This is a genomic window from Pseudoalteromonas sp. ECSMB14103, from assembly GCF_000813065.1.
GTDB lineage: Bacteria > Pseudomonadota > Gammaproteobacteria > Enterobacterales > Alteromonadaceae > Pseudoalteromonas > Pseudoalteromonas marina.
This window is the reverse complement of the sequence record NZ_JWGY01000002.1, coordinates 38,057-56,830: the sequence shown is the minus strand read 5'-3', so window position 1 is coordinate 56,830 and position 18,774 is coordinate 38,057. Positions and strand designations below refer to the sequence as shown.

Sequence of the window (18,774 nt, the reverse complement as noted above, 5' to 3'; positions counted from 1 at the left end):
TTAGGAATTTAGCAAATATTAACTTAAAGGAAACTAACATGTTTAAGAAGATAACCACCGCAATTTTAATTACCGCCGCAAGCATAGGGTTTTCATTTTCTGCGCAAGCCAACCATCATGGCATGAAGAAAGATGTGGTTGATGTTGCGGTTGAAAATGGCTCGTTCACAACACTTGTTGCAGCCGTAAAAGCAGCCGGTTTAGTTGATACTCTAAAAGGCAAAGGGCCATTCACTATTTTTGCACCAACTGATGCCGCTTTCTCAAAGTTACCTGACGGTACCGTTGAGATGCTGCTAAAGCCAGAAAACAAAGAGAAGTTAACGGCAGTGCTAACCTACCATGTTGTCGCTGGAAAAATAATGGCAAAAGAGGTGGCTAAGTTAAATAGTGCCAAAACACTCCAGGGGCAGTCGGTAATGATTAAAACAAACATGGGTGTGATGGTAAACGACGCTAACGTGATGATGCCAGATGTTAAAGCAAGTAATGGCGTAATCCATGTAATTGACACTGTTCTTCTTCCAAAAGAATAAGCAGCAAAATTTATGTACAAAAAAAGAAGCATAAACGTAAGCTTATGCTTCTTTTTAACAAATACTTAGACCTTATTACTGATTAAGCTTTTCTTTCGCTTCTTTTACTTTTTCAAAGTCTAAACCTAACTCATCGGTAGCCTCTTTGATTAAGTGAGGTTGTGTCATAACAACAGCCATTAATTGCTGAAGCTTTTCAGGCGGTATGCCAAGCTCCTGTACAAGCGCCATAGCCATCATTGGGTTTTGTGTAAAGGCCTCGAATAACGCTTTTACTTTTTCATCACTTACATTATGTTCTTTTAAAATTGCAATTATTGGATTCATTTTTAACCTTGATTTTATAATATCGTGTGTATGACTAAATTATATGGGTATAACGTTTAAAATAAAGCGTTATTCTACAAGCAATACGACTTTACCCGCATTTTCGTTGCGCTCTAATATTGCGTGGGCCTCTTGAGCCTGTGTCCATGGCAACGTTTTGTACACATTAAAGTCATAGTTTTTAGATGCTATGTCGTTGTAAAAGCGTTCTACTAAGTCATCTCTTAGTTGGCGTTTAAAATCAATACTGCGGTTACGAAGGGTTGACGCATGAAACGAAATCCTTTTACGTAACAGGGCTGCAAAATCAACCTCAGCAAAACGCCCATCTAAAAAGGCAAGCATAATTATTTGGCAATCCATGGCAGCAACTTGGGCATTTTTGTTTAAATAACTGCCTGCAACGGGGTCAACAATTACATTAGCGGTTAAATTATGGCTTTGCATGTAATCTACAAAGTCTGTGTTTTTGTAGTTAATTGTATGATCTGCTCCCAGCGACTTAGCGTGTTGGCATTTTTCATCAGAACCTGCGGTTATCACAACAGTTGCCCCTGCACTTTTTGCCATTTGAATAGCGGCACCACCTACGCCACTGGCCCCTGCATGTATCAATGCCGTTTGCCCATGTTGTAGTTTGCCAAGCTCAAATAATGCACCAAAAGCAGTTAAATACACCTCGCTTATGGCAGCACCTTCAACCATAGTTACATCATCAGGTAGTTCCATTAATTGTTTAGCATCTACCGCAACATATTCGCTATAAGCGCCACCTGCACACAGTGTAAAAATACGTTTATCGAGCCAGCTTTTATCAACTTCGTTACCCAGCTCTACCACAGTGCCTGCACACTCTAAACCTAAAATTGGGCTGTCACCTTTTGGGGCTGGATACTTACCTTGGCGTTGCATACAATCAGCACGATTCACGCCAATTGCAGCCACTTTAACAAGCACTTCATGATTTTTTAGCTGCGGTTTACGGGTATCACTCAGTGCAAGGTTTCCGCTTTCATGGGAAATATATTTCATTACCACTCCTTTGCTTTAACTAAAGTTGTACTTTAAACATGGGGGTAATTATTTCTATTTAAACCGCCAGCTTTGCTTGTACGGGTAAACATCAGGTAAAAAACCATTTTGTATTTGCTGCTGGCACTGTTGCCAATAGGTTGTTGTGAATAAGTCACTGTGGTGGGTGTTAAAACACTCAAATGCATGAGCATTTGCGCTAAAAAAAACCTTAAATTGGCTGGGAAATATATCGTTTTCATCAATATCAAAATAAGAATGACTACTTAACTCCTCTAATGTATTTTGTGTTTGAGGTACATCTCTAAAATTACACTGAGTTAGTGGGCAAATCTCATCAAAGTCGTAAAACACAACACGCCCCCAGCGAGTAACGCCAAAGTTTTTCATCAGCATGTCACCTGGAAATATATTCGCCCCAGCTAAATCTTTAATTGCTTTTCCATAATCAAGCATTACATGGTCCAATGCGTGTTTATCGCAGTGGTTAATATATAAATTAAGAGGTGTCATTTTTCGTTCAACATACACATGTTTTAAAATAAGTGCCTTGCCCGATATAACTAAACTGCTATCAATGTGTGTTTTCATCTGCGTTAATAGTTCTTCACTAAAGCGGCTCAAATCAAACGCTAAATATCTAAACTCGTGTGTATCTACCAATCGCCCTACTCGGTCGGCTTGCTTCACAAAGTTATATTTTTCTTTTACTTGTGCTTTAGTTGCGGTTTTTGGTGCACTAAATTTATCTTTTATTACTTTATATACGTAATCTGAGCCTTCAATAGTAAATACCAGCATAACCATGCCAGGTGTACCTGGTGCGTTTATATATTTAAAACTTGCGGGGCTGTTTTTAGTGGTATCAACCTTGTAGCGGTAAAACTCGGTTTTAGCGTGTTTAATAAAGCCAATAGCGTTAAATAATTCAAAACGCTTTTTATGCGGCATAAGTACACTGAGGTAATCAACATAACGCGCGGGTTGGTCTGTATCTACCATAAAATAAGTACGAGCAAAGCCAAATAATAAGCTTAATTGATCGGCGCCCATCATAACCGCATCTATTTTTAAGCCTTTTTCGGTGTTTAAAATGGCAATAGCAAACGGCATATTATCGCCATTTTTAGCGATACAACGGCCAATCAAATAACAGGCTTTATTTCTAAAAAATAACGAGTTTGCGTATTCAATAAACCCGTCGTTTAAATTTATCAGTTCATAGACCTGCTTACATTGATGCTTAGCACCTTGCATTAGGGTTTGCTTTAAGCGCTTTAAATCGGCATTTAATTGGCAAAATGGAACTCTAAACATTTGCGTAGTAATAAGCTGTGAAATTGCGGTTTCAAACCCATTTTGAAGCGATATTCTACTTACTAAACTTTCAAATGAGCGTGGTTCACTTCGGTATTTGGCTTTTAATACAAATAAATGCACTGTACGAATTTTTTTATCGTCCCAAATAGCACCAAATGTTGAATTAAAGAAAGTGTGCGCAATGGGTTTATTCTCATGGTGCTCAACCATATCCCCATAAATATTTTTAGCTAGTTGCCATGTGTGTGGGCAGTCTAGTTCTTGATAAGCAATTATTTTAACCGCTTCACTCACATTTTTTACTTGGCGCTCATAAACTTGTAACCGATCGCGCATTGCACGTTGTACATCATGATATTGGCGCTGCTCAAACCGGCTTTGTGCACCAAGTGTTATATTTAAAAACTCAGCAAACATCGCATCAAACCCTGCAAATACAGCACGTGCAAGCTTAGTCGCAATCACCTTTTGAAGAGCATTATTTGAATCATCGATTAACGTATTTGGCATGTTAACAACACTTATATTTTTACCCGTTATGGCGGTTATTTTTTATTAATTGTTTACACCTTAGCAAGCAGGCTTTAATTTAGATAATTAATACAGCAAATAAATAAGATTGATCTAATGAATATACGTAACGTCGATCTCAACCTTCTCGTCTATTTAAACGTGCTTATAGACGAAAAAAGTGTGTCTAAAGCCGCCAATAAATTAGCGCTAACACAACCGGCAATGAGTAATGCATTAAAGCGATTACGCGATTTATTTGAAGATCCGCTTCTTGTTCGCGCTGCAGGGTCAATGACCCCAACAGCTAAAGCACTCCTACTTAAACCCGAAATAGAATCATTATTAAAAATGGCTGAAGCAATTACTCAACCCAGTGAGCAATTCAACCCCGCTACGGCTGAAATAACCTTTAGAATAATGGCAAACGACTATTTAGAGTCAACGTTAATTGCGCCATTTATAACAGCGCAATTAAATAAAAATCCGGGTATTAATTTTGACGTTTTAAGCCCAAGCGATGTTAACCTACAAGACATGGAAAAAGGCACCATAGACCTTGCTATTAATCGCTTTAACGGATTACCGCGATCGTTTCACCAAGCCACAGTATGGCGCGATAACTACTGCTGTTTAACACACCCCAAGAATACTTTTTTACAAAACGCCACACTCGATGATTACCTCAAAAAAGAACATATTTGGGTAAACCGGGCTGGTTGGGGCCCTGAAGCCGCAGTAACTAATAAGTCAGGTAAACAAAAATTAGGCTGGGTAGATGAAGCACTCTGGCAGTTAGAGCAAACACGTAAAATTAGGGTATTTACCCGCCACTACATGATTGCCAGTTTACTTTGTCAATCAGAGCAACTGGTGGCGACATTACCACGTAGGCAAGCTAAGCTATTAACAACACATACTAACTTAGTAATAAGTCCACCCCCGTTTCAAATAGTGCCTATTGAGGTAAAAATGATATGGAGCCCACTGCTTCACCATGCGCCAGCGCATCAATGGTTACGCCGCGAAATGCTTGAGTTCGCTAAAACAGTAGCAGATAGGTAAATTTTAAAATATCTGTAACGTGTTTCGGATAATACTGAAAAAATCTAAAAGCACACATTCAATTTGCTAGTAAATACATACTAAAAATGACGGGCTAGGTGAGAGGTAGAAAAAACACAACGTTTAAAAACTAATTTTTCAATAAATAAAACATCGAGACACTCACTTAAATAAAGTGAGTGTCTCGATGTTTTGCTTTGGAGTCGTATAAGTCTTAGCAAGGGGAGTAACCTTACTCATTAATAATTTGCAAAGCCGATACCATGTTTTTTATTTTAAATTAATTCAATAACTTAACCAAGAATCCCATATTCCCTCTGCTGAAACTTGTACCACTTTTGTGCATTTATTTATTTTTTGCACCAAATTAAATAAAAAAGAAGCCGATAAATTTAGCATAAATTAAATGAATAAAACTTAATATTGATTTAATCAATATCAGTTATTGAAAACAACAATTTCATTAATAATACAGTTAGCGCTAGAGTGAAGTTAAGCCAACAAACTAAGAGTAATTATTATGACAACAGCTTCTTTCACACGCCAAGACGGGTTATTCATCGATGCTAACTTACATCAGTTCATTGAAGAGCAGTTATGTTCTAAAGCAACATTACAAACAACTGATGTTTACCAAACACTGGCGACATTAGTTGATGAGTTTGGGTGTACTTGTCGTAAAACTAAACACCAACCAAACGATGTACTTGAAGTACAAACACTATTGAACGCTTACCAACTGCAAAACCATCCGCACTGTCATGTGGATGCGCAAACAACTGAAGCGGTACTTGATGAATATTGCTGCCAGGTTCCTGCAATCATTGTTGTTGCTTTAATGGATACGCTTAGTGGTACACAATGCGATGAACCAAATGCACACGACATCTACCATCGTGCCGCACAGTTAACTAATCGCCCATGCGTGCACACAGTTAAAACTGCCTCAGCAGCTTAATAATGAATGTGTTTAAAAGTGCTCGATAACTTTATCTGCAAAGTCTGTGCAGCTTAAGGTTGTCGAGTTATGAGTTTTTGAAGTATCAATGCCTTGCTGGGTTAAATCAAAAGTAACATACCCACTTGCTAATGTGTTTTCTAGAGCATTTTCAATAGTTAATGCAGCCTCATCCCATTTCATAAATTTAAGCATAAGTACTGCGCTCAAAATACTACTGCTTGGATTCGCTTTGTTTTGCCCTGCAATTCGCTCAAATGTACCATGAGTAGGTTCAAAAAAAGCCACATCATTATTCAAGTTTGCCGCAGGCATAATACCTACACCGCCCACTTGAGCGCTTAGCATATCGGCTAAAAAGTCCCCATTTTGATTCGTAGTTGCCACTACATCAAACTGCTCAGGGTTCATTAAACATTGTTGCAGCATGTTATCGGCAATGACCTCTTTAATTATTAGAGGAGTCTGCCCAGCACGCTCAATTTTCAGCCAGCGGCCATTTTCGTGTTCAATAGCATTAAATTCCTTTTTGGCGAGTGCAAAGCCCCAACGTTTAAATGCCCCATCTGTAAACTTAAGCACATTGCCTTTATGAACAAAAGTGACAGAATCTCGATTATTATTAAGGGCAAAATTAAGAGCGAAACGTGTTAATCGCTCAGAGCCTTCTTTGGATATATTTTTTATACCTATGCCGCAATCTTGTGAAAACCTAAGGCGTGTTACCCCCATTTCTTCACATAAAAAGTCGAGCATTTTTTCACTTTCAATGCTCCCTGCTTGCCACTCAATACCTGAATATACATCTTCGCTGCTATCACGAAGAACCGTAATATTGGTTAAAAAAGGATTTTTTAAAGGAGAAGGCAAAGCACTAAACCCTTTGATAGTGCGCATATTTACAAATAAATCCATTTCTTGGCGTAAAGCAACATTTAAAGAGCGGAACCCTCCACCCAAAGGCGTAGTTAATGGCCCTTTTATTACTATTTTACAGGCTCTTACTGCTTGTATTGTTTCTTGTGGAAACCAATCACCATCGTAAAGCTTAGCTGCTTGCTCACCATTAAACACTTGCATCCAATGTATTTTTCGCTTGTTTTTGTAACAGTGTTTAATAGCGCAATCTACAATATTTCTCATAACGGGCATAACATCTTGCCCAACTCCATCTCCATTAATATAGGCAATAACAGGCTCTGAAGGAATAACCCACTGCCCTTGCTCATCTACCGTTATATGTTGCCCTTGCTCTGGCATTTTTATATGTTGGTATTGCATCATTAAAGCCTATAAATCAATGTATATGGTCGATTAAACCATGTTAATTAAGGCGTGTCTTTAATTGCCTTTTTATAGTTGGTATCAGTTTAAAAAATAACAAATACGATGTGCTTATGTAGTTAAAAGGATGGTCTTATAGCGTGTACGGTTCGTATTAGTTTTTAAATATAGAGGGGTTTTAATGAAGTTATTGTGGACGTTGCTATTTTTATACTCTTTAAACATCTACGCTCTTGAGGTTGACATACACGAGCTAGACTCGCTGTCTAAAAATGGCCAGCAAGTTGTCTCTACCTGGATTGATCAGAGTGTAAAAAAAACTGAAAATACGCTTGGACCTTTAAAGCAAACTACCTTGCCTATTTATTTAAAGCCGCAATATTTTGCATTTGAGCCTGTACCATGGGCAACGGTAAAGCGAAGCAACCCCGATGGGGTTGAACTTCATATTGATAGATACGCAAGTTTAAATGCATTTACTAAAGACTGGACCCTATATCACGAGCTATCGCATTTATATTTACCGCTTTTCCCCTACTCTGCTTTTTGGTTAAGTGAAGGGTTTGCCAGTTATATGCAAAACGTAATTATGCGAGACAGCGGTGTAATAACCCAAGCGCAATTTGTTCAACGATTAGATGCTGGGTTTAATAGAGGCAGACTACAAAGCAAAACCAAGTCGCAGCCCTTAAGTGAGCTTTCTGCTGATATGTGGAATCAAGGTGCACAGCAACGTGTGTATTGGACAGGCGCTGCATTTTTTGTTGAAGCCGATTTAGCACTCCACCAGCAAGGTCAAACCCTTGCTGAGATAATAAAAGCCTATCAGCTATGCTGTAGAACAGCGCGTTCAAGTGCTAAAACGTTTATCAAAGACCTAGATAAACTCTCACGTAGTAGTATTTTTACTTCTTTATACGCAGAATATAAAAACCGCTCTGACTTTCCAAACGTGACTAAAAAATTAATAAACACACTTTGAGCTGTATTGATTTTAAAGTTAGGCGTCTATCACCAAGATGCTAAAAATCATTTGAAGTTAAATAGTTACAAAAGTATTGATAAGCCTGTTCATTATAATTTAAAGAACGCTTATTCATAAATCCATGACAATAATCTGTTGGTTTGCAAATTACGTTTTGTTTTTTATTAAGCTCATTAATAACAGCAGTCACATCAAAGTGCACCTCATCGTAAGGAAAAATAAACTCACAGGGTACACTTGCGTCTAAATCTAAGTAGTTTCGTATTTGTGATGGATAAAAACCAACCACTTTTTTAAGATGTGGATTGCTTGTTAATAACTGGGCTCGCCATGCGGCACTAGCCCCTGCACTAAAGGCAATGCAAATTGTTGGCTCTGTGAGTCTATCAAATTGTTTATGCAGCATTGCCGTATACACGTTGTGGCCACATGCTTTTATAAAATTTTTATAGTTAAGTTCTTCACTTTCAATAGCTTGCTCTTTCCCGCTGTAAGGTTCAACGAGGGTGAACTGAGTGTTTAATGTTTTACAAAAGTCATGTAAAGCCGGTGTTTTTCCGTAAATATCACTTACTATTATGTAATGCATACCATTCCCTTTTGGTGTAATTCAAAGTATTTAACCCAGTTGATAAAGTCTACACTACAAAAACTATACAAATAACTTGCGAGCATAATTTATTTAGGTTACATTCCCTCTCTGGTTTTAAGAAACCACTGCGGTTAACCTATTTACCCTGATCCAGTAAGCCCCGCACAACGTATATTTGAAAGCTAAGTTATTGTACGGCGAGTACCCCTTAAATAATACCGAGATGAATTTTACAATCATCGTAAAAGTGTCATAAAGATCGTCAACACTGTAATGAAGCTAAACACAACATCGTTAATTTATTGACTGCAATCTGCTATAAAAAATAGCGCAGAATAAATTACAAGAATAAAGTGAGTTTTATTATGTCTTATAAATATAACGGATCTATGATCCAAATAGCACATCCTGTGCAATCAATTTCAGTTAATAAACATCGTGTTATCTTTAGTGATACACAAGGTTTAAAAAACGCATTGTTTCAAAAAGCTAGCGATGCGCGTCAATTTGTTAAGTGGCTAAAAGTTAGCTAAGCAAAGCTATATCGTAATCACATGCGCGATAACACGTAATATTATGCCAGCCTTGTTGCTGGCATTTTACTTTTTAATACTTAAGTGTTAAAACAATAATCCAATTACATTCGTTGGTTACTGCAATGTTACGTGTACTTTTCACTCTTTTATTTTGTTGCTCTCTAACTTCAGTTTGTCATGCTCAAACAATTAACTGGTTAACCAACGACTTTGCACCTTACTATATATTAAATGGTAAGTATCAGGGCCAAGGCCGCGACGAAACAATCATAAAATTACTCGAAGACCAACTACCTCATATCAAATTCAATCGTGTTGTGGTGCCTGCAAGTAAGCTAATTCAAACCCTTTCTGATAAAACGAATGACGCGTGCGTACTTTCTCTTTATAAAAACGAAAACAGAAAGCAACAAATGGTATTTACACAAGAAAGCTCTACTGTTGGTTTATCTCCCTCTGTTGCACTACATAAAAAGCTAGCAAATGCGCTATCGCTTAAAAACGACGCTGAGGTGTCTTTGTATGATTTACTACAAGAGAAAAAGCTAACATTAGGCGTGTCTTTGAGTCGCTCTTATGGGGAAGCTATCGATAGTATAATTAATTCAACGCCCGATGTTGACATTGTTATTCGCCCTACCCGAGATAGCTTAGCTAGTCTTACCTATATGCTTAACTTAAAACGCATTGATATTTTACTTGGCTACCCAAGTGAACATTTTTATTTAGCTAAATCTATGAACTTTCAAGATAACTTAACCCAAAGACCATTAACTGAAGCACCTGCGTTAAGCTATGGTTTTATAGGTTGCACTAAAACCGAGCAAGGGATTAAAAATATTGCTTTGCTAAACAAACACCTTAAAGTAATCAAACAAACTGATGCATACATAAATGCCTTATCAAAGTGGTTGCCCGAGCATTTAAAGCCATTGCTAAAAACAAGAATGAATTAACAAAAAAAACGCCACATAATGTGGCGCTTTCAAAGTTAGTTGTATAATTACAACCTTGCTTATTTACGAATACCTTCAATAAATAACCCAATATCAACATGAGTCGATGCAGGTCCTAAATTATAGTTAATGCCATAGTCACTTAATTTAAGGCTTGTTTCGCCTTCAAATCCAACACGGTAACCACCCCACGGGTCTTGACCTTCACCTATTTTATCTATTTCAAAGGTAATACTTTTTGTCACACCATGTAATGTAAAATCACCAGTTACTTTGCCTGAATCATCGTTGTTAAATGTAATGTTAGTACTTTTAAATGTAGCCGTTGGGTATTTATCAACATTTAAAAAATCTTTACCACGTAAGTGCTTATCTCGCTCTGCATGGTTAGAATCAAGACTGGTTGTATCTATATTTACCATTATTTGTGAAGCATTAGGTTTTTCTGCGTCATAATTGAATTCACCGTCAAACGTATTAAAACGTCCATGTAGCCAGCTGTAACCCAAATGTTTTATCTTAAAGTTCACAAAAGCATGTGCCCCTTTTGTATCAATAACATATTCAGCAGCATTTACAGCCGATGCTGATAAAACGAGAGCCGCTGATACAGCCGTATTTAGTAATAGTTTGTTCATATTAATCTTCCTTCAATGGGGTAATCATTCTTGTTAAAGTTTTATCTTTATCTATAAAATGGTGCTTTAGTGCACCCAATGCATGTAAAACAACAAAACCAATTAATATACATGCACCGTAGTAATGAACTTTTCCTGCTATATCAGCTTGATCATCAAAAACAAAGTCGAGAGCTGATACATTAAACAGCGTAAAAACTTCAATGGGCCTTCCGTCTGCAGTTGAGATCAAATAACCAGCTACCACAATCACAGCTAATAAAATGTACATAGCTATGTGGGCAGTATGTGCTAGTTGATTGACTTTAGTATTTGTACCTAGCGGTTTTGGCTGTTTAGAAAAAACACGCCATAAAATTCTAAAAATCAAAATAGCTGCAAGCGTAATTCCAATGCTTTTATGTAAATCAAGAGAACCTTTGTACCAACTGTCATAGTAGGTAAGTTCAACCATGTATAAACCCAAACCAAATAAGCCAATAACGGTAAACGCCATCAACCAATGCAATATAATGGCAACTAACCCATATGAGAGTGGGGTGTTTTTAAACATAATTAATATCCTGTGTTTTGATAACAACAAGATATAGAAAAGAAGTGCGCAGTAAAATAGCATGTGCAAACAGCTTGTGTGCGTATATGCACATAAGTGGTTTACATAGGGGAATTTAGTGGTTAAAGAGAGTGTTTCAGTTTTACTCGAAGCGGCTATTCAGTGAGACTTACGTATATTAAGCTCTCTTCATTAACTTGCAGGCAAGTAATAAGCCCTTCCTTGATAAGCTCAAGTATAGCTATAAAGCTTACGACAACCCCGCTGCGACCTTCTGATGCTTTAAAAAGTTCGTTAAACACAATTGCACTCTTTGCTTTGGAAAGCTGGTGTAATATTTGGCTCATGCGCTCGCGGGTTGATAACACCTCTGCTGTTATTTGATGATGCTCAAAGGTTTTAGCTCTCGCCATAACGTCACTTAAGGCAAGCATTAAATCTTTGAGTTCTAATTCGGGTAGGTTTTTGCTTGTATCGTCGTTAATGGGCATTACCGCATGGGCAACGAAAATATCACGGCCAACACGAGGAATATCATCCAAATTTTCAGCTGCTTTTTTAAACTGCTCGTATTCTTGTAGGCGTTTAATTAGTTCAGCACGAGGGTCTTCCTCTTCTTCGAGCTCTTCGTGAACAGGAAGAAGCAGCCGTGATTTTATTTGCGCTAACAATGCCGCCATGACTAAATACTCACCAGCAAGCTCTAATTGAAATTCGCTCATCATTTCAACATAGCTAACATATTGTTCTGTAATACTAAATATTGAAAGTTCAAGTACGTCAAGCTTATGTTTTTTTATTAAATAAAGAAGTAAATCAAGCGGCCCCTCAAAGGTTTCTAAAATAACTTCAAGTGCGTCGGGTGGAATATATAAGTCTTCAGGTTTATCAACAACGGCCTTTCCATGCAAAAAAGCCAGTGGCAGATTTTGCTGCACTGGCTCATCAATTACTGGTGGAAGTTTAGTCGTTGAAGCCACGTTTAATTACTCAAACGGGCTCACATCACCACAGCCAACACGCAGTATTTTTACATCGTCCTCGGACAAATCAATAACGGTTGTTGCCTGCTCTGGTAAGTATCCACCATGAATAATAAGATCTACGTGCTTATCAAGCCTATCTAAAATCTCGTCTGGGTCCGACTCTGTAAATTCTTGTCCGGGTAAGATTAGCGAACACGACATGAGTGGCTCGCCCAACTCGGCTAACAGTGCACATGCTATTGGGTGCTCAATAACACGTATGCCAATCGTTTTTTTCTTATCGTTTAATAAACGCTTAGGTACTTCCTTTGTGCCTTTAAAAATAAAGGTATAAGGTCCCGGCGTATTATTTTTAATCAGTCTGAATAATTGATTATCAACGCGTGCATAAGTAGATAACTCTGATAAATCACGACATACAAGTGTAAAATTGTCGTTTTTATCAATGCCACGAATACGCTCTATACGCTCTTTGGCTTGCTTATTACCAATATTACAGCCAATTGCATAGCCAGAGTCGGTAGGGTAAACAACAACACCACCTTGCTTTATTATATCAACAGCTTGAGTTATTAACCTTGCTTGTGGGTTATCTGGATGAATATGAAATAATTGACTCATGTTAATGCCCCTTCTTGTCCTTCCCAAACTTGCCAAACACCTTGGCAATCTTTAGGTAAGTATAAATTTTTACCAAGCTCTAAATAGCTTGTCGGAAAATGAAAATCTGAGCCTTGTGAACATAATAATTCGTACTCTCTGCTGAGTTCACCTAAAAATTGACGTTCACTAGGTGCTTGCTGAGGTTGCGCTACTTCCATTGCATCTCCCCCTGCATTTTTAAATTCAACTAACAGTTTACGCAACCACTTATTAGACATTCTGTAACTACTTGGATGGGCAAGCACTGCAACCCCTCCTGCTGCATGTATTGCTTTAATAGCGGTTTGCATATCACACCAACAGCTTGGTACGTACCCCGTTTTACCTCGCCCTAAATACTTTTTAAATACTCCAGGGAAATTTTTAGCGACTCCACGCTGCATTAATGCACGTGCAAAATGGGCACGTGTAATTTGTCCATTTAAAGCAAGTTCTTTAGCTTGGTCGTAAATGCCTTCAAAGCCATTTTTTTCAAGGCGAAAGCCTATTTGTGTAGCCCGATCCTCTCGCTTTTGCTGCTGTGCAGTTAATAAGGCATCGAGCTCTTCGTTATCAATATTTATGTTTAACCCGACAATGTGGATCTCAAAGCTTTCCCACTTTGTCGATATTTCTGTGCCTGTAATTAATGACAGCGGAAGATTCTCTGACTGAATAAATGATTGAGCCGGTTTAATAGCTGCCACAGTGTCATGATCGGTAATAGCAAACACATCAATATTTTTATCTACTGCACGGTTTAATAATTCTTCAACCGTTAAATGTCCGTCTGAATGTGTTGTGTGGCTATGTAAATCATATTTTATCAAAAGAAAACTGCTTAAAATTAAGGTTTAAAGGTATTTATGCAAGTATAACAAGTTTTTTCATTAAATTGTTTTAAATAAACACTTGACACAAAAGCACTAGATACGTTTTACTGTAGCGACTTTAAGACACATAAAGAATTAAAAACAATGAACAATTCAAACCTAAACACAATTTGGTGGTGGCACTCGTAATTATCGGGTGATGAATTGTCGTGTCTGACAAAATTTCAAAACCCGCAAATATGCGGGTTTTTTTATAACTAAATTTTAATAAATACATAATAAATTTGAGGCAGAAAACATGAATAACGGTATTACTCTTACACATCATTGGTGGTGGCGCCTGGTATAGCGGGACGGTAATGATCTGTTTGTAATTTAGATATCGTTATTCAAACCCCGCGTTGCACAGCATTGCGGGGTTTAATTTTTTGAGGGAATGAGGTTTGATTTTTAGTCATATAACAACTACACCGGGTGAAGTAACGAGTATTACGCAAACACGCGACTACATCAGTAGTCCACTTGCGCTCTACGCAGCACTTGATAAACCTAACTCACTGCTACTTGAATCGGCTGAAATTGATTCTAAAGACAGTGTAAAAAGTTTAATTTTAGTCGATTGTGCATTGCGCATCGTTTGCCAAGGCAAAACAGTAACGATTACAGCCCAGTCAAACAATGGCCACCAGCTGTTAAGTTACTTACAAGCTCATGTTAAAAACTGCAATGCAGAATTAAACGATACAAGCCTAACCCTAAATTACTTGAGTACAAGTAACGAGATTGATGAAGCCAGTAAACTAGTGGCCGATAATGCATTTAGTGCCCTACGAACCTGTATTAACTCAATCAAAAGTACCACCGACAATCCATTTTCTCTATTTTTAGGCGGTGTATTTGCCTACGACATGGTTGCAAACTTTGAACAGTTAAGTGACGTTCCCGATGGCGAGAACAGTTGTCCTGATTATGTATTTTATTTAGCTGAAACATTAGTTGTAATAGACCACCAAAAACAGACCACCGAACTTATCGGTAACGTGTTTAACGGCCCTGACGTACACGCAAACTGCTTTGAAGTAGGCAAACAGCTAGAGCAGTTAAATAGCCTTTGCGATAACGCAGCCCAATACAGCGCCCCATTAAACAAAGGCGAATGTGAGGTGAGCGTAGACATAAGCGACAGCACCTATTGCGAACAGGTTATAAAACTTAAAAAGAACATTGTAGACGGGGATATTTTTCAGGTTGTTCCTTCTCGTACTTTCTCGCTGCCTTGCCCTAATGCTTTACATGCGTATAGCCAATTAAAACAACAAAACCCAAGCCCTTATATGTTTTACATGCGCGATGAGGACTTTGCTTTATTTGGCGCATCACCCGAATCGGCCCTTAAATACGATATTAATAACCAGCAGGTAGAAGTGTATCCAATTGCAGGAACGCGCCCTCGTGGTAAATTTGCTAATGGGCAAATAAACCCCGATTTAGATAGCCGTATTGAACTTGAACTTAGAAACGATCAAAAAGAACGTGCAGAACACCTAATGCTTGTTGACTTAGCCCGTAACGATGTAGCACGCATTAGTGTTGCAGGTACACGTCATGCCAAAGAGCTATTAAAAGTAGACCGTTATTCGCAAGTTATGCATTTAGTTTCACGTGTTGTTGGTACATTAAAACCAGAACTTGATGCACTTCACGCTTACCAAGCATGCATGAACATGGGTACCTTAGTAGGCGCGCCTAAAGTTCGCGCAGCAGAATTAGTTCGCCAAACAGAAGGAAAACGACGTGGCAGTTACGGTGGCGCAGTAGGTTATTTAACCGGTGATGGCGCAATGGACAGCTGTATTGTTATTCGCTCTGCCTTTGTTAAAAACAACATGGCTTATGTTCAAGCCGGTGCCGGGGTTGTATTTGACTCAGACCCGCAATCTGAAGCTAACGAAACACGCGCTAAAGCTCAAGCGGTTATTACCGCCATAAAATCAACTTTCGAGGCGGTATAACATGGGTGCATCACAGCCAATCAAAATTTACTTTTTAGATAACTTTGACTCGTTTAGTTACAACTTGGTAGACGAACTAACTATGCTCGGTGGTGAGCTTGTTGTGTATAGAAATAACATAAGCGCCAATACTATTTTTAATAAAATGCGCCAAGAGCAAGGCCAAGTATTACTTGTACTTTCACCAGGCCCAGGCACACCAAGCGATGCTGGTTGCCTTATGGATCTTATTGCGCTATGTAAGGGCCATTTCCCTATGCTGGGTATTTGTTTAGGTCAACAAGCGTTAACACAAAGTTATGGCGGAGTAATCGGACATGCGGGTGAAACCGTACATGGTAAGTCATCAATTATTGATCTAAGCACACACCCTGTGTTCGAAAATATGGGCGAGACAATGCCGGTGGCACGTTACCACTCATTAATGGCTACGCAAGTACCTGATAGCATAGAGGTAATAGCACAATACCAAGATATTCCTATGGCTATTTATCACCATGATGACGGTGCTCTGGGTTATCAGTTTCACCCTGAATCAATACTAACGCCCAACGGGGCTATGTTGCTGCAACAAAGTGTTGCTTACCTAACAAATAATAATTAAGAGGACGTTATGAGTACACATTTAACAAACGTACTTAATGTTCAACACGCCATTGAGCAACTTACGATTAAGCAATCACTCAGTTATAGCCAATCAAAAGCGCTATTTAATGAAATTATGCAAGGTAACATGAGCGATATTGAGCTAACAGCTTTGCTTATTAGTCTTAAAATGAAAGGTGAAGTGAGTGATGAAATAGCGGGAGCTGCGGCATCTATGCGTGAAAACGCAGTGGCTTTTAATACTACTTGCTCACAACTTGCAGATAGTTGTGGCACCGGTGGCGATGGGTCAAATACTATTAATATCAGCACCACTGCCGCTATTGTCGCAGCTGCAGCGGGTATTAACATGGTAAAACATGGCAACCGCAGTGTGTCGAGTAACTCAGGCTCTGCCGACTTACTCAAAGCGCTTGGTATTAATATAGATATGAGCCCAGAACAAGCAGCAAAATGCCTTGAGCAAACACACTTTACATTTTTGTTTGCACCTCATTATCACAGCGGTGTGCGCCATGCGATGGGTGTGCGTACTGCACTTAAAACACGAACTATTTTTAATATTCTAGGCCCCCTTGCGAATCCTGCGGCACCTGATGTGCAATTATTGGGGGTTTACGACGAGTCCCTATGTATGCCTATGGCGCAAACGCTTAAAACATTAGGCACACAACGCGCAATGATCGTACACGGTTCTGGCACTGACGAAATTGCCCTTCATGGGCCAACGCATGTTGTTGAATTAAACAATGGTGAAATAAGCCAGTACACGCTCAACCCAAGCGACTTCGGCCTTGCAAACTATTCACTTGAACAACTAGCAGGTGAAGGCCCACAATATAACGCTGATGCAAGCGTTGCTATTTTACAAGGCAAAGGCACTGATGCGCACAACGCCGCTATTGTGGTAAATGTTGCTGCTCTTTTATACCTAACAGGTAAAGCCGATTCACTTAAAGATGGCGCACAACAAGTACACTCACTTTTAAGTTCAGGCAAAGCCATGGACACATTAAATGCAATTATTGAGGTAAGTCATGGCTAATGTATTAGACAAAATTGTTGCTGATAAAAAGCAAGAATTAATTGAACGAAAAGCCGCTCGTCCGCTTGAAAGTTTTAAAGATCAAGCGGTACCAACCAGCCGTGATTTTTATAAAGCATTGGCGGCACCCGGTACGCAATTTATTTTAGAATGTAAAAAAGCGTCCCCTTCTAAGGGGTTAATAAGAGAACCTTTTGATTTAACTGAAATCACTGCAGCTTACAAAAAATATGCAAGCTGCATGAGCGTACTCACCGATACTAAATACTTTCAAGGTAGCTTTGACTACCTAGAGTTTGTACGTAGCCAAGTTGATCAGCCACTTATTTGTAAAGACTTTTTCATAGATGAGTATCAGGTTTATATGGCCCGTATTTATGGTGGCGATGCTATCTTACTTATGCTTTCGGTACTTAATGATGAAGAATACACAGCACTGCATAAGGTCGCTGATTCACTTAATATGGCGGTGCTAACCGAGGTAAGTAACGAAGAAGAAGTACACCGAGCACTTGACCTAAATGCTAAAATTATTGGTATTAATAACCGTGATTTACGTGACTTGAGTACCGATTTAGCTACTACTGAAAAACTACGTAAATTAATCCCTGAAGATAAAGTCGTTATTTCTGAGTCAGGTATCTATACCCATCAAGACGTTAAACGCTTAGCACCGCTGTGCGATGGCTTTTTAATTGGTAGCTCGCTGATGGCCGAAGTTGATTTAGAACAAGCATGTCGCCGGGTTATTTTTGGGGAAAATAAAGTATGTGGACTTACTCGCAGCCAAGATGCGCAAGCTGCGTATAATGCGGGCGCTATATATGGCGGTTTAATTTTTCATTCTAAGTCTCCACGTTGTGTTGATTTAGATTGCGCCCAAGCCATAACGCAATCAGCCCCCCTCAAGTTTGTGGGTGTTTTTGTTGATGAGCCAACAGAGAAAGTTGCTCACGCCGCAAGTGTGTTAAAATTAGCGGCAGTTCAATTACATGGCCAAGAAAGTGACGATTACATTAAAGCGTTGCGTACACAATTACCTAGCAATTGCGAAATTTGGAAAGCACAAGCAATTAAAGATGCGCTACCTACTCCTGTAAATGGCGTTGACCGCCACTTGTACGACACTCACAGTGATAAACAAGCTGGTGGTACAGGAGAAGTATTTGATTGGTCGCTTCTTCGCGATGCAACAAAACCGTTTATGCTAGCTGGTGGCTTAAATCCAGACAATATTAAAGATGCGCTTTATCAAGGTGCCTTAGGCCTTGACTTAAATTCTGGGGTTGAAGACGCTCCGGGCAAAAAGTGCCCAAACAAATTACATCATGCTTTTACAAGTATCAGAAATTATTGAG

20 protein-coding genes are annotated in these 18,774 nt (G+C 38.8%); 10 read left to right on the top strand and 10 right to left on the bottom strand.

The genetic code is table 11. From position 1 onward, the window contains the following. Positions 1-38: 38 nt before the first annotated feature. Positions 39-536: a fasciclin domain-containing protein gene (locus tag RF53_RS05335; protein ID WP_039036848.1), complete on the top strand. Its 498-nt coding sequence runs from the start codon at positions 39-41 to the stop codon at positions 534-536. Positions 537-611: 75 nt separating this feature from the next. Here the strand turns inward: RF53_RS05335 and RF53_RS05330 are convergent, their stop codons facing one another. From RF53_RS05330 to aceK, 3 genes are all read right to left on the bottom strand, one after another. Then, complete coding sequence (locus RF53_RS05330; RefSeq protein WP_008131476.1) at positions 612-863, bottom strand: DUF2999 family protein; 252 nt, start codon at positions 861-863, stop codon at positions 612-614. Positions 864-932: 69 nt separating this feature from the next. After that, on the bottom strand, positions 933-1,895 hold the full coding sequence (locus tag RF53_RS05325; protein WP_039036847.1) for a zinc-binding dehydrogenase: 963 nt from the start codon (positions 1,893-1,895) through the stop codon (positions 933-935). Between the two features lie 54 nt (positions 1,896-1,949). Continuing rightward, positions 1,950-3,725, bottom strand: coding sequence for a bifunctional isocitrate dehydrogenase kinase/phosphatase (gene aceK, locus RF53_RS05320; protein WP_039036846.1), 1,776 nt, complete (start codon positions 3,723-3,725; stop codon positions 1,950-1,952). A 117-nt stretch (positions 3,726-3,842) separates the two neighbouring features. On the opposite strand from aceK, the gene RF53_RS05315 reads away from it, so the two are divergent. Both RF53_RS05315 and RF53_RS05310 read left to right on the top strand, forming a co-directional pair. Beyond that, the gene (locus tag RF53_RS05315) at positions 3,843-4,790 is read left to right on the top strand and encodes a LysR family transcriptional regulator (protein WP_008131472.1); all 948 of its coding nucleotides are present in this window, start codon (positions 3,843-3,845) and stop codon (positions 4,788-4,790) included. 520 nt (positions 4,791-5,310) lie between these two features. Then, the gene (locus tag RF53_RS05310) at positions 5,311-5,748 is read left to right on the top strand and encodes a hypothetical protein (RefSeq protein ID WP_006792199.1); all 438 of its coding nucleotides are present in this window, start codon (positions 5,311-5,313) and stop codon (positions 5,746-5,748) included. A gap of 12 nt (positions 5,749-5,760) precedes the next feature. On the opposite strand, the gene icd is transcribed toward RF53_RS05310, so the two are convergent. Next, positions 5,761-7,029: an NADP-dependent isocitrate dehydrogenase gene (gene icd / locus RF53_RS05305; RefSeq protein ID WP_039036845.1), complete on the bottom strand. Its 1,269-nt coding sequence runs from the start codon at positions 7,027-7,029 to the stop codon at positions 5,761-5,763. Between the two features lie 184 nt (positions 7,030-7,213). On the opposite strand from icd, the gene RF53_RS05300 reads away from it, so the two are divergent. Then, positions 7,214-8,014 carry a M61 family metallopeptidase gene (locus tag RF53_RS05300; protein ID WP_039036844.1) on the top strand — a complete coding sequence of 267 codons (801 nt, stop codon included), beginning with the start codon at positions 7,214-7,216 and terminating at the stop codon, positions 8,012-8,014. Between the two features lie 40 nt (positions 8,015-8,054). On the opposite strand, the gene RF53_RS05295 is transcribed toward RF53_RS05300, so the two are convergent. Continuing rightward, positions 8,055-8,606: a hypothetical protein gene (locus RF53_RS05295; RefSeq protein WP_006792202.1), complete on the bottom strand. Its 552-nt coding sequence runs from the start codon at positions 8,604-8,606 to the stop codon at positions 8,055-8,057. Positions 8,607-8,974: 368 nt separating this feature from the next. On the opposite strand from RF53_RS05295, the gene RF53_RS19500 reads away from it, so the two are divergent. Together RF53_RS19500 and RF53_RS05290 are read left to right on the top strand one after the other, a co-directional pair. Then, positions 8,975-9,142 (top strand): hypothetical protein, encoded by a 168-nt coding sequence (locus tag RF53_RS19500; protein ID WP_008131463.1) that lies wholly within the window; start codon positions 8,975-8,977, stop codon positions 9,140-9,142. Positions 9,143-9,267: 125 nt separating this feature from the next. Continuing rightward, the gene (locus RF53_RS05290; protein WP_039036843.1) at positions 9,268-10,101 is read left to right on the top strand and encodes a transporter substrate-binding domain-containing protein; all 834 of its coding nucleotides are present in this window, start codon (positions 9,268-9,270) and stop codon (positions 10,099-10,101) included. A 59-nt stretch (positions 10,102-10,160) separates the two neighbouring features. On the opposite strand, the gene RF53_RS05285 is transcribed toward RF53_RS05290, so the two are convergent. The 5 genes from RF53_RS05285 to rnm all read right to left on the bottom strand — a co-directional run bounded on the left by RF53_RS05285 (position 10,161) and on the right by rnm (position 13,750). Continuing rightward, a complete protein-coding gene (locus RF53_RS05285; RefSeq protein WP_006792205.1) occupies positions 10,161-10,739 on the bottom strand; it encodes a YceI family protein in 579 nt (192 codons plus the stop codon). A gap of 1 nt (position 10,740) precedes the next feature. Continuing rightward, positions 10,741-11,292 carry a cytochrome b gene (locus RF53_RS05280; RefSeq protein WP_006792206.1) on the bottom strand — a complete coding sequence of 184 codons (552 nt, stop codon included), beginning with the start codon at positions 11,290-11,292 and terminating at the stop codon, positions 10,741-10,743. A gap of 155 nt (positions 11,293-11,447) precedes the next feature. Next, entirely contained in the window at positions 11,448-12,272 is an 825-nt protein-coding gene (locus RF53_RS05275) for a segregation and condensation protein A (protein WP_039036842.1), read from the bottom strand. A gap of 6 nt (positions 12,273-12,278) precedes the next feature. Continuing rightward, entirely contained in the window at positions 12,279-12,899 is a 621-nt protein-coding gene (locus tag RF53_RS05270; protein ID WP_006792208.1) for an L-threonylcarbamoyladenylate synthase, read from the bottom strand. Continuing rightward, positions 12,896-13,750 (bottom strand): RNase RNM, encoded by an 855-nt coding sequence (gene rnm / locus RF53_RS05265; protein ID WP_010557512.1) that lies wholly within the window; start codon positions 13,748-13,750, stop codon positions 12,896-12,898. Before rnm ends, RF53_RS05270 begins: the two co-directional genes overlap by 4 nt. Positions 13,751-14,196: 446 nt before the next feature. Here rnm and RF53_RS05260 point away from each other — a divergent pair, with 446 nt between their 5' ends. Genes RF53_RS05260 through trpCF form a run of 4 tightly spaced genes read left to right on the top strand, consistent with a single transcriptional unit; the run spans position 14,197 to position 18,773 of the window. Next, positions 14,197-15,765, top strand: a complete 1,569-nt coding sequence (locus RF53_RS05260; RefSeq protein ID WP_039036841.1) for an anthranilate synthase component 1 — start codon at positions 14,197-14,199, stop codon at positions 15,763-15,765. Between the two features lies 1 nt (position 15,766). Further along, complete coding sequence (locus tag RF53_RS05255; protein ID WP_039036840.1) at positions 15,767-16,369, top strand: aminodeoxychorismate/anthranilate synthase component II; 603 nt, start codon at positions 15,767-15,769, stop codon at positions 16,367-16,369. 9 nt (positions 16,370-16,378) lie between these two features. Then, positions 16,379-17,416, top strand: a complete 1,038-nt coding sequence (trpD, locus tag RF53_RS05250; RefSeq protein WP_006792212.1) for an anthranilate phosphoribosyltransferase — start codon at positions 16,379-16,381, stop codon at positions 17,414-17,416. Further along, the gene (gene trpCF, locus RF53_RS05245; RefSeq protein WP_039036839.1) at positions 17,409-18,773 is read left to right on the top strand and encodes a bifunctional indole-3-glycerol-phosphate synthase TrpC/phosphoribosylanthranilate isomerase TrpF; all 1,365 of its coding nucleotides are present in this window, start codon (positions 17,409-17,411) and stop codon (positions 18,771-18,773) included. The genes trpD and trpCF overlap by 8 nt, the downstream gene beginning before the upstream one ends. Position 18,774 lies beyond the last annotated feature (1 nt).

Excerpts from the sequence above, each read along its gene's own strand:
- RF53_RS05335 (WP_039036848.1), top strand. The coding sequence starts at position 39 with ATGTTTAAGAAGATAACCACCGCAATTTTAATTACCGCCGCAAGCATA.
- RF53_RS05330 (WP_008131476.1), bottom strand. The coding sequence starts at position 863 with ATGAATCCAATAATTGCAATTTTAAAAGAACATAATGTAAGTGATGAA.
- RF53_RS05325 (WP_039036847.1), bottom strand. The coding sequence starts at position 1,895 with ATGAAATATATTTCCCATGAAAGCGGAAACCTTGCACTGAGTGATACC.
- aceK (WP_039036846.1), bottom strand. The coding sequence starts at position 3,725 with ATGCCAAATACGTTAATCGATGATTCAAATAATGCTCTTCAAAAGGTG.
- RF53_RS05315 (WP_008131472.1), top strand. The coding sequence starts at position 3,843 with ATGAATATACGTAACGTCGATCTCAACCTTCTCGTCTATTTAAACGTG.
- RF53_RS05310 (WP_006792199.1), top strand. The coding sequence starts at position 5,311 with ATGACAACAGCTTCTTTCACACGCCAAGACGGGTTATTCATCGATGCT.
- icd (WP_039036845.1), bottom strand. The coding sequence starts at position 7,029 with ATGCAATACCAACATATAAAAATGCCAGAGCAAGGGCAACATATAACG.
- RF53_RS05300 (WP_039036844.1), top strand. The coding sequence starts at position 7,214 with ATGAAGTTATTGTGGACGTTGCTATTTTTATACTCTTTAAACATCTAC.
- RF53_RS05295 (WP_006792202.1), bottom strand. The coding sequence starts at position 8,606 with ATGCATTACATAATAGTAAGTGATATTTACGGAAAAACACCGGCTTTA.
- RF53_RS19500 (WP_008131463.1), top strand. The coding sequence starts at position 8,975 with ATGTCTTATAAATATAACGGATCTATGATCCAAATAGCACATCCTGTG.
- RF53_RS05290 (WP_039036843.1), top strand. The coding sequence starts at position 9,268 with ATGTTACGTGTACTTTTCACTCTTTTATTTTGTTGCTCTCTAACTTCA.
- RF53_RS05285 (WP_006792205.1), bottom strand. The coding sequence starts at position 10,739 with ATGAACAAACTATTACTAAATACGGCTGTATCAGCGGCTCTCGTTTTA.
- RF53_RS05280 (WP_006792206.1), bottom strand. The coding sequence starts at position 11,292 with ATGTTTAAAAACACCCCACTCTCATATGGGTTAGTTGCCATTATATTG.
- RF53_RS05270 (WP_006792208.1), bottom strand. The coding sequence starts at position 12,899 with ATGAGTCAATTATTTCATATTCATCCAGATAACCCACAAGCAAGGTTA.
- RF53_RS05255 (WP_039036840.1), top strand. The coding sequence starts at position 15,767 with ATGGGTGCATCACAGCCAATCAAAATTTACTTTTTAGATAACTTTGAC.
- trpD (WP_006792212.1), top strand. The coding sequence starts at position 16,379 with ATGAGTACACATTTAACAAACGTACTTAATGTTCAACACGCCATTGAG.
- trpCF (WP_039036839.1), top strand. The coding sequence starts at position 17,409 with ATGGCTAATGTATTAGACAAAATTGTTGCTGATAAAAAGCAAGAATTA.